Source organism: Neoluteolibacter marinus (assembly GCF_014904755.1).
Classification (GTDB): Bacteria; Verrucomicrobiota; Verrucomicrobiia; order Verrucomicrobiales; family Akkermansiaceae; genus Haloferula; species Haloferula marina.
This window is the reverse complement of sequence record NZ_JACZFQ010000101.1, coordinates 60752-73562: the sequence shown is the minus strand read 5'-3', so window position 1 is coordinate 73562 and position 12811 is coordinate 60752. Positions and strand designations below refer to the sequence as shown.

At 65.6% G+C, this 12811-nt stretch carries 14 protein-coding genes; 7 read left to right on the top strand and 7 right to left on the bottom strand.

Features of this window, described 5'->3' with window-relative positions:
- Window positions 1–14 precede the first annotated feature (14 nt).
- The 7 genes from IG178_RS20095 to IG178_RS20065 all read right to left on the bottom strand — a co-directional run bounded on the left by IG178_RS20095 (window position 15) and on the right by IG178_RS20065 (window position 6800).
- Window positions 15–1940 carry an alkaline phosphatase D family protein gene (locus tag IG178_RS20095; RefSeq protein WP_193214375.1) on the bottom strand — a complete coding sequence of 642 codons (1926 nt, stop codon included), beginning with the start codon at window positions 1938–1940 and terminating at the stop codon, window positions 15–17.
- Window positions 1941–2042: 102 nt separating this feature from the next.
- Window positions 2043–2591: a PqiC family protein gene (locus IG178_RS20090; RefSeq protein ID WP_193214374.1), complete on the bottom strand. Its 549-nt coding sequence runs from the start codon at window positions 2589–2591 to the stop codon at window positions 2043–2045.
- A gap of 93 nt (window positions 2592–2684) precedes the next feature.
- Complete coding sequence (pqiB, locus tag IG178_RS20085; protein ID WP_193214373.1) at window positions 2685–4331, bottom strand: intermembrane transport protein PqiB; 1647 nt, start codon at window positions 4329–4331, stop codon at window positions 2685–2687.
- Window positions 4324–4974 (bottom strand): paraquat-inducible protein A, encoded by a 651-nt coding sequence (locus IG178_RS20080; RefSeq protein ID WP_193214372.1) that lies wholly within the window; start codon window positions 4972–4974, stop codon window positions 4324–4326. The genes pqiB and IG178_RS20080 overlap by 8 nt, the downstream gene beginning before the upstream one ends.
- A complete protein-coding gene (locus tag IG178_RS20075; protein WP_193214371.1) occupies window positions 4971–5630 on the bottom strand; it encodes a paraquat-inducible protein A in 660 nt (219 codons plus the stop codon). Before IG178_RS20075 ends, IG178_RS20080 begins: the two co-directional genes overlap by 4 nt.
- Before the next feature lie 4 nt (window positions 5631–5634).
- A complete protein-coding gene (locus IG178_RS20070) occupies window positions 5635–5949 on the bottom strand; it encodes a heavy metal-binding domain-containing protein (RefSeq protein ID WP_193214405.1) in 315 nt (104 codons plus the stop codon).
- A gap of 32 nt (window positions 5950–5981) precedes the next feature.
- On the bottom strand, window positions 5982–6800 hold the full coding sequence (locus tag IG178_RS20065) for a hypothetical protein (protein ID WP_193214370.1): 819 nt from the start codon (window positions 6798–6800) through the stop codon (window positions 5982–5984).
- Window positions 6801–6842: 42 nt separating this feature from the next.
- On the opposite strand from IG178_RS20065, the gene IG178_RS20060 reads away from it, so the two are divergent.
- The 7 genes from IG178_RS20060 (at window position 6843) to IG178_RS20030 (ending at window position 12757) form a co-directional block, all read left to right on the top strand.
- The gene (locus tag IG178_RS20060; RefSeq protein WP_226895621.1) at window positions 6843–7232 is read left to right on the top strand and encodes a DUF3147 family protein; all 390 of its coding nucleotides are present in this window, start codon (window positions 6843–6845) and stop codon (window positions 7230–7232) included.
- Between the two features lie 167 nt (window positions 7233–7399).
- A complete protein-coding gene (locus IG178_RS20055; protein WP_193214369.1) occupies window positions 7400–7612 on the top strand; it encodes a DNA-directed RNA polymerase subunit omega in 213 nt (70 codons plus the stop codon).
- A 34-nt stretch (window positions 7613–7646) separates the two neighbouring features.
- On the top strand, window positions 7647–8105 hold the full coding sequence (gene smpB, locus IG178_RS20050) for an SsrA-binding protein SmpB (RefSeq protein WP_193214368.1): 459 nt from the start codon (window positions 7647–7649) through the stop codon (window positions 8103–8105).
- Window positions 8106–8178: 73 nt separating this feature from the next.
- Entirely contained in the window at window positions 8179–9378 is a 1200-nt protein-coding gene (locus IG178_RS20045) for a 1-acyl-sn-glycerol-3-phosphate acyltransferase (protein WP_193214367.1), read from the top strand.
- Between the two features lies 1 nt (window position 9379).
- Window positions 9380–10075 carry a TrkA C-terminal domain-containing protein gene (locus IG178_RS20040; RefSeq protein WP_193214366.1) on the top strand — a complete coding sequence of 232 codons (696 nt, stop codon included), beginning with the start codon at window positions 9380–9382 and terminating at the stop codon, window positions 10073–10075.
- A 94-nt stretch (window positions 10076–10169) separates the two neighbouring features.
- Window positions 10170–10427: a 30S ribosomal protein S15 gene (gene rpsO, locus IG178_RS20035; protein WP_193214365.1), complete on the top strand. Its 258-nt coding sequence runs from the start codon at window positions 10170–10172 to the stop codon at window positions 10425–10427.
- Between the two features lie 188 nt (window positions 10428–10615).
- Window positions 10616–12757 carry a polyribonucleotide nucleotidyltransferase gene (locus IG178_RS20030; RefSeq protein ID WP_193214364.1) on the top strand — a complete coding sequence of 714 codons (2142 nt, stop codon included), beginning with the start codon at window positions 10616–10618 and terminating at the stop codon, window positions 12755–12757.
- The last annotated feature ends 54 nt before the right edge of the window (window positions 12758–12811 follow it).

Below are 12811 nucleotides of genomic sequence, written 5' to 3'. Positions count from 1 at the left end.
CGGGGTGTTTCCGCTCAGACGGTGAGGGTTTGCTTGCCGGCTTCGTCGCGGGTTGTCGCGGCGAGTCCTGTTTTCTCGATGGCGTCGGGCCGGTCCTTGCCGGCCCTGAGGGTGTGGCTCCCGGCCGAGTAGACCTGCGGCTGGAAGCGGTTGCCCTGGATCCGGACGGTGTAGAGGATTTCGCCCGACGACTCCTCGATGACCTGGACCACCGGATTGTCGAGGCCGTCGAAGGTGAACTCGGGCAGATAGCCGGCGACCTTGCGGCCGTCGTTGCCGGCCATGGGAACGGTGACCGGCCACCCCGGGAACTGGCCGCTGTCGCCGGCCTTGGCGTCGGAGAAGCGCGGCCAGCACTCGAAGCGGATGGTGCGCTTCTTCTTGTTGAAGCGGACCACGCCGTAGCCGTCGCCGCGTTGCTTCTCGTCGCTGATGTCCGGCGGGTTGGCGTAAGTGAGCATCGAGATCTTGTTGCCAAGGCCGTCGCGGAAGTCGCCGGTCCACGGGTGCGGGCTACCGGGGACCGGATTCGAGCCGGCCTTTTCGTCGAGCGGATGCCACCAGCGGCCGTAGATCGTGTTGACCAGCGCCGGGCTGGTGAACTCGTAGGGACCGTCGCCGAAGTCCTCGATGCCTTGCTTGGTGACGACGGCGAGGTGCTGGTCGCCGCAGAGGTGGACGGCCCAGCAGCGGCGGATCTCCTCCAGCGCGCGCTTGCGCGGGGTCTGAGGCCAGCCGTTGCAGTCGAGGTCCGCGAGCAGCCGGTTCTTCGGCCCGCCATGCATGTGGACGGCGCCGCAGAACGCGGTCTGCGAAAGCACCACCTTCATTTCCGCGCCCGACCAGTCCTGGCCCCATTCATGGAGAAACTTTTCCTGGCGCTTGCCGAGCAGTTCGAGGCCGGCGACATCGATCGATCCCGGATCATACGACGGGTCATTGATGTGGTCGGGGCGGGGGCCCATTTTCGGGATCTTGCCGTCGGGGCCGGACTTGAACTTGCGATCCTCGAGGATCGCGAAATCGACGCCGCCGACCCGCAGGTTGGTGTAATAGACGGTGATGCCGCGTTCGACCGGGGTCGGGTCGTAGGGGTCGGGCAGGCTCCAGGATTGCTGCCGCTGGACCATGTTCACGTAGTCGGCGGGGAAGAAGTAGCCGCCGTCCGCGCCCGCCCGCGTCTTGCTCTGGCGGCCGTTTTCCCCCCACAAGTTGCCTTGGCCGATGTCGTGGTCGTCGGGCGTGCAGATCGTCGGCCGGTTGCGGATGACGTCGCGGAATTGCAGGCCGAACTCGAGCCAGCCCGCGGTGTGTTCGGTTTCCCGGTAGGTCTGGTCGCCGGCGAAAAACAAGACGTCGGGGTCGTGGTGAAGCAGGTGCTCGACGATCTCCGGCCGCATGCCGCCGGTGCGGCTGGAATTGCACGACATGTTGGCGATGACGATCTCCTCCTTGTCGACGGGGTCGCGGCGGATCAGGCCGTCGAACATCGCCTCCCCGCCGTGGCGCACGCGGTAGGGGACGTCTTGGGTGTTGTCCCAGTTTTCGATCCGGAAGTGGGCGCTCCAGCCGGGAACCACGACCTCGGCCTTCGCCGCTTCCTGCCATTCGCCGTTTCGCTGGAGCTCGAGCCGCACCTCGCGGGCTTCGCCGGGCATCAGCGGGAACAGCTGGGCGGTCAGCTTCAGGACCCCGCGGTCGTGGGTGTAGAGCGCGAAGGCCACGACCTCGTCGCGCGGCACCTTGAGTGACGGGGGCGGGTTGTTCTTGGGCGGAAGGACTTTCCACCACTCGCCGTTCGAGAGGGAGTCGAGATTGGGAAAACGCGTGCCGAAGACGGGGCCCGGCGGCTCGGACGCGGCGAGCAGGGAGGTCGTGGAGCCGCGCCAGAAGAGCAGGGGCGTCAACTTCAGGAGCAGGCGGCGGCTGATCGAATTCATGGTCGTCAATCAGCCGCTTTCACGGCCCGACGACGACAAAAAAGAGCGATATATTCTCTTTTTTGGAGAAAACATGACGAATTGATCTCTCCGGCGAGGGCGCTAGCGCAGGGTGGCGGCGATTTCCGTCGCGAGCCGGGCCAGCAGGCGGGACTGGGCGGCCGCCAGTTCGTCGTAGCCGTCGGCGTTCATGGGTTCGCTGCCGGACCAGGACTTCGAGGCGATCATGCGGCGGTCGGGAAGGGAGTAGACGCGCCAGGCGGCGTCGATCACCGCGTCACCGTTGCTGGTGCCGTGGAGCTGGCGGATGTCGAGGGAGATCTGGTAACGGAGCTCGCCATCGCTGCCCCAGGGGTAGGTGCGGACATTGCCGGTGCCGAGGCGGCGCCCGAGGTTGGTGGCGGTGACGCGGGCGATGTTTTCCTCGAGGTCGCCGGCCCAGCGGTGGGACTCTGCGACCGCCATGCGATTGCCGCTTTCCTGGAACACCAGGTTGGCGCGGTCGAGGTAACCGGCGAGCGAGACCGGACCGACGCCGATGGTCATGCCGCCGCCGGCCGGGGGCGGGCCCTCGGGCGTCAGGACATAGAAGGATTTGGGCGCGGCGCAGGCGGCGAGAAGGAGGGCAATGACAAGGGCGAGCGGGCGCATGAGATGACGAAGGTGGAATTCAGAATGACGGATGTCGTGTGACGGGAAGAACCGATGGCGGGGCTTTCGGGTGTCTCATTGGCACCTGGAACTTCAGCGCTTCGCGCGCGGGATCGGGTCGCCGCTGCCTTCGCGGCCGAAGAGCAGGGAGTTGGGTTTTTCCTCGATGGAATCGGAAAGGACCTTGAAGGAGCGGAGGGCGGCGCGGAGCTCGTCGAGGGTGCGGGCGAGGTCGCCCTGCATCGCTCCCTCCGGGCCGAGGCTGGCGACCGAGGCGCGCACCTCCTTGAGGGTGGCGTCGAGTTCGGCGGTCAGGTTCTGGGTTTCGTCGCGGGCGAGCAGCTCGCGGGCTTCCGCCAGGGCCCCTTCGGCCTCACTGAGGGTGCCACGGAGGTCCTTGACGGTGATCGTGATCTCGTCGGCGGTGTTGCCGAACTTGGTGAGGGTTTCTTCCAGCGGCAGGGCCTCGATCTTGGCAAGGATGGCATCGACCTTGTCCTGCAGGCGGGCGAGGCCCGACGACTCGGTGGGGATGACATCGAAGTCGCCGTAGCGGCTGAGCTCGGCGGGGAACGGGTTGCTGGCGAAGTCGAGATCGATGTAGAGCGCGCCGGTCAGCAGCGAGCCGGTGCTGAGGGTGGCGCGGAGGCCGCGGCGGACCGATTCGGCCAGGATCTTGCCCTCGTCCTTCACGTCTTCCACGGCCTTGTTGAGGGTGGAGGTGTCGATCTCGATCAGCACCGGGACGCGCGAGTCGCCGAGCGGCGAGTAGTCGAAGCTGATCTCGTCCACCCGACCGATCTGGATGCCACGGTACTCGACCGGGGCGCCGACCGTCAGGCCGCGGACCGATTGGTCGAAGAAGACCAGGCAGCGGTGATCCGGCTTGAAGACCGATTTCCGGGCTTCGGACTCGTCGGGGTAGAGCGTGAATACCGCGCCGTCGAGGATGGGATTGCCCGGCGTGCCGCCTTTCGGCACCGCGAACGAGGCCCCGCCGGACACCATGGCCTGGAACGACGGCGTGCTGAGCTTGAAGCCGTCGGCACCGGCGGTGACATCGATGCCACTGGTATTCCAGAAGCAGGTCCCATCCTTCACCAGCGAGGCGTAGTCGTCCTCGATGAAGACGTCGAAGCGGATGCGGCGGTTCTTGATGTCGAGCGTGCGGCGCTCGACGCGCCCGACCTCGAAGCCGCGGTAATAGATCGGCGAACCGACCGACAGGGAGCCGGCTTCCTCGGAGATCAAGGTGAGACGGAGCCCGGGGATGTTGGAACTGGTGACGGGTGGCTCCTCGAGGCCCTGGTAATGATGGGTGTTGGCCGGACCGTCGCCGGGTTCGAGCTCGATGTAGGAACCGCTGAAGATCGTGCCGATGCCGGAGATGCTGTTGGTGGAAATGCGCGGTTTGACGACCCACAGCCGGCTGTTCTTGCGGAGCAGGTCTTCCGACTTCGGTTCGATGCGCAGCTCGACGATGACCGACTGGAGGTCGGGGGCGAGATCGATGCGCTCGACCATGCCGATGCGGACGGAGCGGCAGCGGACCTCGGTGGTGCCGGCGACGATGCTGTCGGCGGTTTCGAAGGTGACAAAGACCAGGGGTCCCTTGTCGTGGTAGTTCTTCCAAACCAGCCAGCCGGCGACCAGCAGGGCGACGATGGGCACGACCCAGACGCTGCTCCAGCGGCGGCGACGGCGGACAATGGCGCGCGGTTCGTCGGATTCTTCACTCATGGGTGGCGGCGAGGTCTGCAGGTTCATCGACCACGATGCCGTGCTGGCGGTCCCACAGCAGGCGGGGGTCGAAGCTCATGGCGGCGAACATGGTCAGGACGACGACGGCTGCAAAGGAAACGATTGCGGGGCCGGGGGTGACGGTGGAAATCGCGCCGATCTGCACCAGGCAGACCAGGATGGCGACGACGAAGACATCGACCATCGACCAGCGGCCGACCAGCTCGGTGAGGTGGTAGAGTCGGGACAGGGCTTTCGGGGATGCCGCGGTGACGCCCGAAGCGGCGAGGCAGAGCCAGACCAGCGCCAGCATCTTGAGGATCGGGATCAGGATGCTGGCGGTGAAGATGATCGCGGCGACGAGCGTGTCGCCCTTGTGCCAGAAATTGATGACGCCCGACATGATGGTGTCGCTGGAGTCGCCGCCGAAGCCGCCGATGGTCATCATCGGGAGCAGGTTGGCCGGCAGGTAGAAGGCCAGCGCGGCGACCAGGAAGGCCCAGGTGCGGGCCAGGCTGTGAGGCTTCCTGAGGTGCAGGGTGCTGTGGCAGCGCGGGCAATGCCCGAGCGTGACCGGGCTGACCTTCCCGCACAGGTGGCAGGAGGCGAGACCGTCGGCGGCGGCACTGCGGGGTGGCGTCATTTTGAGCGGGCGAGGGCGATTTCGAGGCGATCCCAGAGTTCGAGGCGGTCGATCCCGGCCATCGCGCAGGCGGTGCACAGGACCAGCCCGGCGAGCGCCCACAGGCCGGTGCCGAGGTGGATATGGCCGACCGAGCCAAGTTTCAACAGGGCGACAAGGATGCCGACGAGGAAAACTTCCACCATGCTCCAAGGCTCTGACAGCTGGAAGATGCGGGTGACCGTTACGGCGCCCGGCAGGGCGATGCCGAAGCGCAGGGGCGCCGCGACGTAGAGCAATCCGCCGACCAGGGTGAGCGGTGCGACGACGGTGAAAACGATGGCGGCGATGGCAATCAGCGGGCTGCCATCGTGATAAAAGGTCATCGCCGCCTCGACGATGGTGAGCGCCGTGCGGGTGCCGCCGGCTTGCAGGGTGATGCAGGGAAAGAGGTGGGCGATCAGCATGAAGACCAGCGCGGCGGAAGAGAATCCGGTGGCCCGGGCGAGCGAGCGCGGGCGGTTCTGGTAGATCAGCTCGCCGCAGCGGCAGCAGTGGGCGGCATCCCCCTCGGGCAGGCGCGGCGCCTGTTGCAAGGCGTCGCAAAAGTGGCAGGCGACCTGGTTCGACGAATCGTTCAGGCGCGGCCAAGAAAGCCCGGGAAGGTCGCGTTTCATCCGGTCATCCGAGTTTCACCGCGGTGCCGAAGGCGATGACCTCCGACATGCCCTGCATGACCGCCGAAGTGGCGAAGCGGGTGCAAACGACGGCGTCCGCCCCGATCGACTGGGCTTGTTCGACCATCCGGCCGGTGGCGACCCCGCGGGCTTCGACCAGCATCTCGGTGTAGCCGCGGATTTCGCCGCCGACGAGGGTTTTGAAACCGGCCATGATGTCGCGGCCGATGTGTTTCGACCACACGACCGATCCGGTCACCGCGCCGAGCGTGGCGGTGATCGGGCGGCCGGCGACTTGCTCCGTGGTGGTGACGAGGATGGGCAGGGTGGGTGGCATGGCGAAGGGCGGGTTCAGAGGGGGCGGGCGTAGGTGCTGCACCGGTTGTGCCAGCCTTCGCGCCAGCGGGCTTCGCCGCGGGCGGGCGGCGCGTTGGAGATCCGCCGGTCGAGCATGCGCTTGGCGCTGGCGGCGAATTCCGCGGCGGCGGCCTGGCCGGCGGGCACTTCCTTCATGCTGCCGAGCACCTGGAGCAGGCCCCAGCCCTTGCCGTTGTAGCGCTCGGAAGCCTGGGTCCCGTCGCCCTTGAAGTTCACGTAGTCGATCAGCGCGTAGGTGCCGTTCGGGGTGGCCGCGACCTTGTTGTAGTTGGCTTGCAGTCGGCCGCGATCGGACGCGGGTGCCGCCGCGAGGACCTTCGGCAGGGCGGCGCGGGAACGGGCAATGATGAAGTCGGTTTGCAAGGTCACGTTCGCGGCGAGCCAGGAGCGCAGTTCCTGCATGCGGGTGCTGCGGAAGTCGGCCTGGAATGCCGCCTTGCTGGCCCACGGGGCGCGTTTCTCCAGCGCGAGTGCCGGCGGCCGGGCGCCCTGGCGACGGGCGTAGTCGATGAAAGGCGGCCAGCTCTCTTCGAAGCGGCCGTTGAAACCGGCGGGGTACCAGATGAAGTGGCCGATCCCCAGCGACGGGAATTCCTCCCCGGCATTCCAGCTGGTCAGGCCGTCGACGGTGCCGCCGCATTCGTTTTGCCAGATTTTCCGGCCGATCGCGGCTTTCTGGGACGCGCTCAGCTGGGTGGCGGCAGGGGCGGCGGGCGCCTGGCCCTGCATCGAGGCCGGACCGCAGGCCGCGAACACCAGGCCGAGGGGGATGATGAAACGGAAAGGTTGCACGGCGCAGTATTTCCGCGACTTTCGTCGCCACCGCAAGCAGACATGGACAAGATTCCCTGGGACCAGATCTTCAATTTCACCGGAAAGGACGCCGCCAAGCTGTTGATCACCGCCGGTGTCATCCTCTTGGTGACCAAAATCCAGCTCTTCAACGACCGTCTGTCGGCGCTGCTGATCGCGCTGCCCTTCACCTCGCTGGTGGCGATGGCGTGGATGAAACTGGAGAACCAGTCGTCGGAGCGGATTGCCAACCATTCCTCCGGGACCTTCTGGTTTGTGCTTCCAACCCTGCCGATGTTCCTGATCCTGCCGTGGATGCTGCGCAACGGCTGGGGCTTCTGGCTGGCGCTCGGGGTGAACTGCCTGCTGACGACGGGATTTTTCTGGATCACGGTGTTCGTCTTGCGCCGCTTCGGCATCCATCTCCTGTGAATTTCCCCGGATCGGGGTTTTTAGCCTTGTCATTACGGGGTTGATTTGGTCTTTCCCGCCTTCCCGGCCGCGGCAGGCCGTCACGGAATTCACGGCAAGGCATGTCTCCCGATAATATCGTTCCGATCGAGCAGCCGAAGGCCCATTCCCGGTTTCCAGGTACATCCATGAAAAGTGATCTTGTCGAAAAGGCATCCGAGATTGTCAGCGATCCGCTGATCCTTATCAACATGGTCTCCAAGCGGGTCCGCCAATTGAACAGCGGCCGTTCGCCGTTGATTCCCACCCGCCCGAGCATGGGCGCGGCGGACATCGCGTTGACCGAAATCATCGAGGGCAAGATCCGTCTGGTCGCCGGTGGTGCCACGGAGTCGCCCTGAGCGATCCACGCGCCGGGAGCAGGCGTGAACGGGCATGAGTGCGGAAATCTCCAGCAACCGCAAGGCGCGCCGGGATTTCCACATCTCGGACACCTACGAGGCCGGCCTTGAATTGAAGGGCACGGAGGTGAAGTCGATCCGTGCCGGCAAGGTGAATATCTCCGATGCCTTCGCGCGGGTGGAGAAGGGCCAGATTTTCCTCTATGGCTGTGACATCCAGCCGTGGGAGACCGCCTCGACGTGGTTCCAGCACGAGTCGCGCCGTCCGCGCCGGCTGCTGATGCACAAGAAGGAGATCCTCAAGCTGGAGCATGCGGCCGCCGTGAAGGGGGCCTCGTTGCCCTGCCTGAAGATGTATTGGAAGAACCGCCGCGTGAAGGTCGAGCTCGGCATCGGCAAGGGCAAGACCCACGGGGACCAGCGGCACGACTTGAAAAAGAGGGTCGAGCTGCGGGAGGCGCAGCGCGAGGTGGCGCGCTTCAACCGGCAGTAAGCCCGTAAAGGGGCGCCTGGGGTGTCGATTCTTGGCACTTGGAACTTCCTCGCCGGAGCTTCAAGCTCCGTCGGTGCGCCGGCTTCGCAACGACCTCCCCTATACTTTCCGCCCGCCGAAGCCCTGCGGCTGGATCCGGCCGTTCGGGATGTGGGCGAACCGGCGGATCTTCCTGGAGCGGAAATTCCGGGTCACGACCCTCGACGACGAGGGCTTCGAGCGGGTGAGGGAGCTGTCACGGGCGGGGCATGCCGTGCTGTTGGCCCCGAACCACGCCGACCACTCGGATCCCCACGTGATCATCCAGCTGATCGGGCGCCATGGCATGCGGGCGCACTTCATGGCGGCCCGGGAAGTGTTCGAGATCAGCGACGCCGGTTCGTGGGTGCTGCAGCGGATGGGGGTGTTCTCGGTCGACCGGGACGGACCCGATCTTTCCGCGATCAAGACGGCGATCGGGCTGCTGGAGTCCAGCAGCGACCCGATGGTGATCTACCCGGAGGGCGAAATTTACCACCATCACGAGCGGCTCGATCCCTTGCATGAGGGAGTGGCGTCGATCCTGTTGAAGGCGGCGGCCCGCCTCAAGGATCGGAAAAAGGCCTTCCTGGTGCCGGTGGGGATCCGCTTCCGCCACGATCCGGCGGTGGCGGCGACCTTCAGCGACCGGCTGTCGATCCTCGAGGACCGCATCGGCTGGACCCCGCGCCCGGCGCTGGAAGTCGACGAGCGGATCTTGCGCTTGGGAACCGGCCTCCTCGGCTTGAAGGAAATGGAACACACCGGCGACACCGGTCACGGCTCCCTGCAGGACCGCCTAGCGTCCTTTTGCGAAAGGCTCCTGGCCGATGTCGAGGCGCGCCAGGGGAGCGATCCGAAGGCCGTCACCGCGCCGGAGCGGGTGAGAGCCCAGCGTTATCGCATCCGGCGCCGGCTCCTCGACGCGGCGAACCCGCTGCCGGAGGCGGAACGGAGCCGGTTTCTCGACGATCTCGACCGGGTGTTCACCGCGCTCCAGGCGCACAGCTACATCGGGGATTACCTGCTGGCGGAACAGACCTTGGACCGACGGGCGGAAACGATCATGAAGCTGGAGGAGGATTTACTGGGGTTCCCGAATTATCCGGTGGCGAGGACCGCACGGGTGGTGGCGGACGAGCCGATCCCGGTCAGCGAATTGCTCGAATCCGGGCAACTGCCGGCCAAGGGTGGCGCAACGCCGCTGACGGGGATGCTCGAGGAACGCCTGTCTGCTCTCTTATCCCGAATCTGACATGGTCTCGCTGATTGCCCTGCTCATCATCGTCGTGGTTGCGCTGCTGCTGGTGCAACTCGGGGCCAATGCGCTGGTGCTGACCGGCATGTCCCGCTCGGCGGCGGTGTTCCAGGCGGCCTCCGCGTTTTTCGGGGTTGGCTTCACCACCCGCGAGGCGGAAATGGTGGTCGACCATCCGGTGCGGCGGCGGATCATTCTCCACCTGATCATTGCCGGCAACATCGGCCTGACCTCGGCCCTCGCGACCCTGGTGGTCACCTTGGTCCAGACCCGCGATGCGGAGGGACACTTCTGGCTGACCGCGCTGTTGTTTCTGGCCGGGGCGGTCGCTTTCGGGCTGGCCTTGAATATCAAGCTTGTGAAGCGCCCGCTCGACGCCCTGATGTGCCGGATGTTGACCCGGGCCGGGGTGATCCGAGCGCTCGACTACGAGGTGCTGCTGCATGTGAAGGAGGGATTCTCCGTGTCGGAGGTGGAGATGTGGGAGGGGCATCCCTACGCCGGCAAAGCGCTGCACGAATCGAGGCCGTCCGACGACGGATTGGTGATTCTCGGCATCCACCGGGCCGACGGGACTTTCGCCGGGGCGCCCGACAAGCACGTGGTCATCCATCCCGGAGACGTGGTCATGGTCTATGGTTCCGACCTGGCGGTGAAGGCGATGCGGGAGGGCGACGCGCGGGGGGAATCGTGATTCCGTGCTTGCAAAAGCCGCGGATTCCGCTTTCTTCCGCGGTCCCGAACAAGGGTGGCCCGGCCAAGTCGGCGGGACCAAACTGACCATATCCATGAGCGAAAGCACCATCAATCCCGCGGACTTCAAGGCCCACGAAACCGACACCGGCAGCGCCGATTACCAAGTTGCCCTGCTGACCAAGCGCATCGTCCACCTGACCGCCCACCTCGGCGAGCACAAGAAGGACAGCTCGTCCCGCCGCGGACTCCTCAAACTGGTCGCCCAGCGCCGCAAGCTGCTCGACTACGTGAAGGCCAACTCCGAAGAGCGCTACCAGAAGTTGCTCGCCGGCCTCAACCTCCGCAAGTAACCCTTTCCTCCGACGGCCACGGTTCACCCCGTGGCCGTCGTGCATGAAACGGCGGGCTCCGGGAACCGTTTTCCCTTCCGCCGTCGGACAGCCCATCACCACTTTCTTGAATTTGGGGACTGTCCGAAAGCCAAGCACCCGTCTGGCACGTCGTCGGGCGGGCTCACATTGAACAGAAGACAGACAAGATGAATATCCATACCGTCACGAGCCAGGTCGGCTCGAACCCCATCACCATCGAAACGGGCAAGCTCGCCAAGCTGGCCGACGGCGCCGTCGTCGTCACCTGCGGCGAGACCGTGGTCATCGTGACCGCCGTTTCCCAAACCAAAGTGCGCGCCGGCCAGACCTGGTTCCCGCTTTCGGTCGAGTACAAGGAAAAAGCCTCCGCTGCCGGCCAGTTCCCCGGCGGTTACTTCAAGCGCGAAGGCCGCCCCACCGAGAAGGAAATCCTGACCTGCCGGATGACCGACCGCCCGCTGCGGCCGCTTTTCCCCAAGGGCTACCTTTACGAAACCCAGATCGTTGCCCTCCTGCTCTCCGCGGACCAGATCAACGATTCCGATATCCTCGCGATGAACGGCGCCTCGGCCGCCCTCGCGATCTCCGACATCCCGTTCGCCGGCCCGATCGGCGCCGTGCGCGTCGGCCGCGTCGATGGTGAATTCGTCATCAACCCGACCTTCGACGAGCGCGAGGAAAGCGACCTCGACCTGATCTACGTCGGCAACAAGACCGATGTCATCATGATCGAAGGCGCCGCCGACCAGCTCCCGGAAGAGGAGTTCATCAAGGCCCTCCACTTCGCCCAGGCCGCCGTGCAGAAGCTCGTCGAAGCCCAGGAAGAACTGGTCCGCCTCGCCGGCAAGCCGAAGCGCGACTACACCGTGACCGTCGCCAAGGACGAGCTCCTGGAAGTCGGCTACGCCGTCGCCGGCGACCGCATCGAGGACGCCATCTACGCGCCGTCCAAGGTCGAGCGCGGCAAGAAGGTCGGCGCTCTCCGCGACGAGGTGGAAGCGGCGATCATGGAAAAGTATCCCGAAACCACCGAGTTCGAAATCGAGCAGGTCTTCGAATACATCCAGAAGAAGGCCTTCCGCCTTTCGATCATGGAAAAAGGCGTGCGTGCCGACGGCCGTCAGGTCGGCGAGCTCCGCCCGCTGTTCTCCGAAGCCAACTCGCTGCCCCGCGTCCACGGTTCCGCCATCTTCGCCCGCGGCGAGACCCAGGCGCTCGGCATCTGCACCCTGGCCCCGGCTGACGAGAAACAATTCTTCGACAACTACGCCGGTGGTGAGGACAGCAAGCGCTTCATCCTCCACTACAACTTCCCTCCGTTCTCGGTGGGTGAGTGCGGCCGCATGGGTGGCATCAACCGCCGCGAAATCGGCCACGGCGCCCTCGCCGAACGCTCGATCGCCCCGGTCATCCCGGACGTCGAGGATTTCCCGTACGCCATGCGCGTGTCGTCGGAAGTCATGGAATCGAACGGTTCCACCTCGATGGCCACGGTCTGCGCCGGCACCATGTCGCTGCTTTGCGCCGGTGTGCCGCTCAAGGCCCCGGTGGCCGGCATCTCGGTCGGTCTGGTGACCGACTGGAACGAGGACGGCACCCTCAAGGAGCACAAGGCGCTGCTCGACATCATCGGGTCGGAAGACTTCTACGGGGACATGGACTTCAAGCTTTGTGGTACCGAAGCCGGCGTCACCGGCTACCAGCTTGACCTGAAGCTCCCCGGCCTGCCGCTCTCGATCCTCGAGGAAGCGATCCGCATGGCCAAGGATGCCCGCGGCACGATCATCGCCAAGATGGACGAAGCCGTTCATGGTCCGCAGGACCTCAGCCCGCACGCCCCGCGCATCGTCTCCGTCAAGATCCCGGCCGACCGCATCGGCGAGCTGATCGGGCCTGGCGGCAAGAACATCAAGGGCATCCAGGCCGAGTCCGGTGCCGAGCTGAACATCGAGGATGACGGCACCGTCCACATCTACGCCTCCAAGCAGGAAGGCCTGGAGCGTGCGAAGGCGCTGATCGACCGGATGTTCCAGGAAATCGAAGTGGGCAAGGTCTACACCGGCAAGGTGGTCAGCATCACCAACTTCGGTGCCTTCATGGAAGTCCTGCCCGGCAAGGACGGCCTGATCCACGTCTCCGAGCTGGCCGAAGGCCGCACCGAGAAGGTGGAGGACGTCGTCAAGAAGGGCGAGATGATCACCGCCAAGTGCCTCGGCGTAGACGAAAAGGGCCGCGTCAAGATGAGCCGCCGCGCCGTGCTCCGCGAGGAGAAGGCCAAGGCTGCCGAAGAGGAAGGCGTCGAAGCCTGATCCCCGCCAGTTCCTTCACGGGCCCGGTCTTCCGCAAGGGAGGCCGGGCCTTTT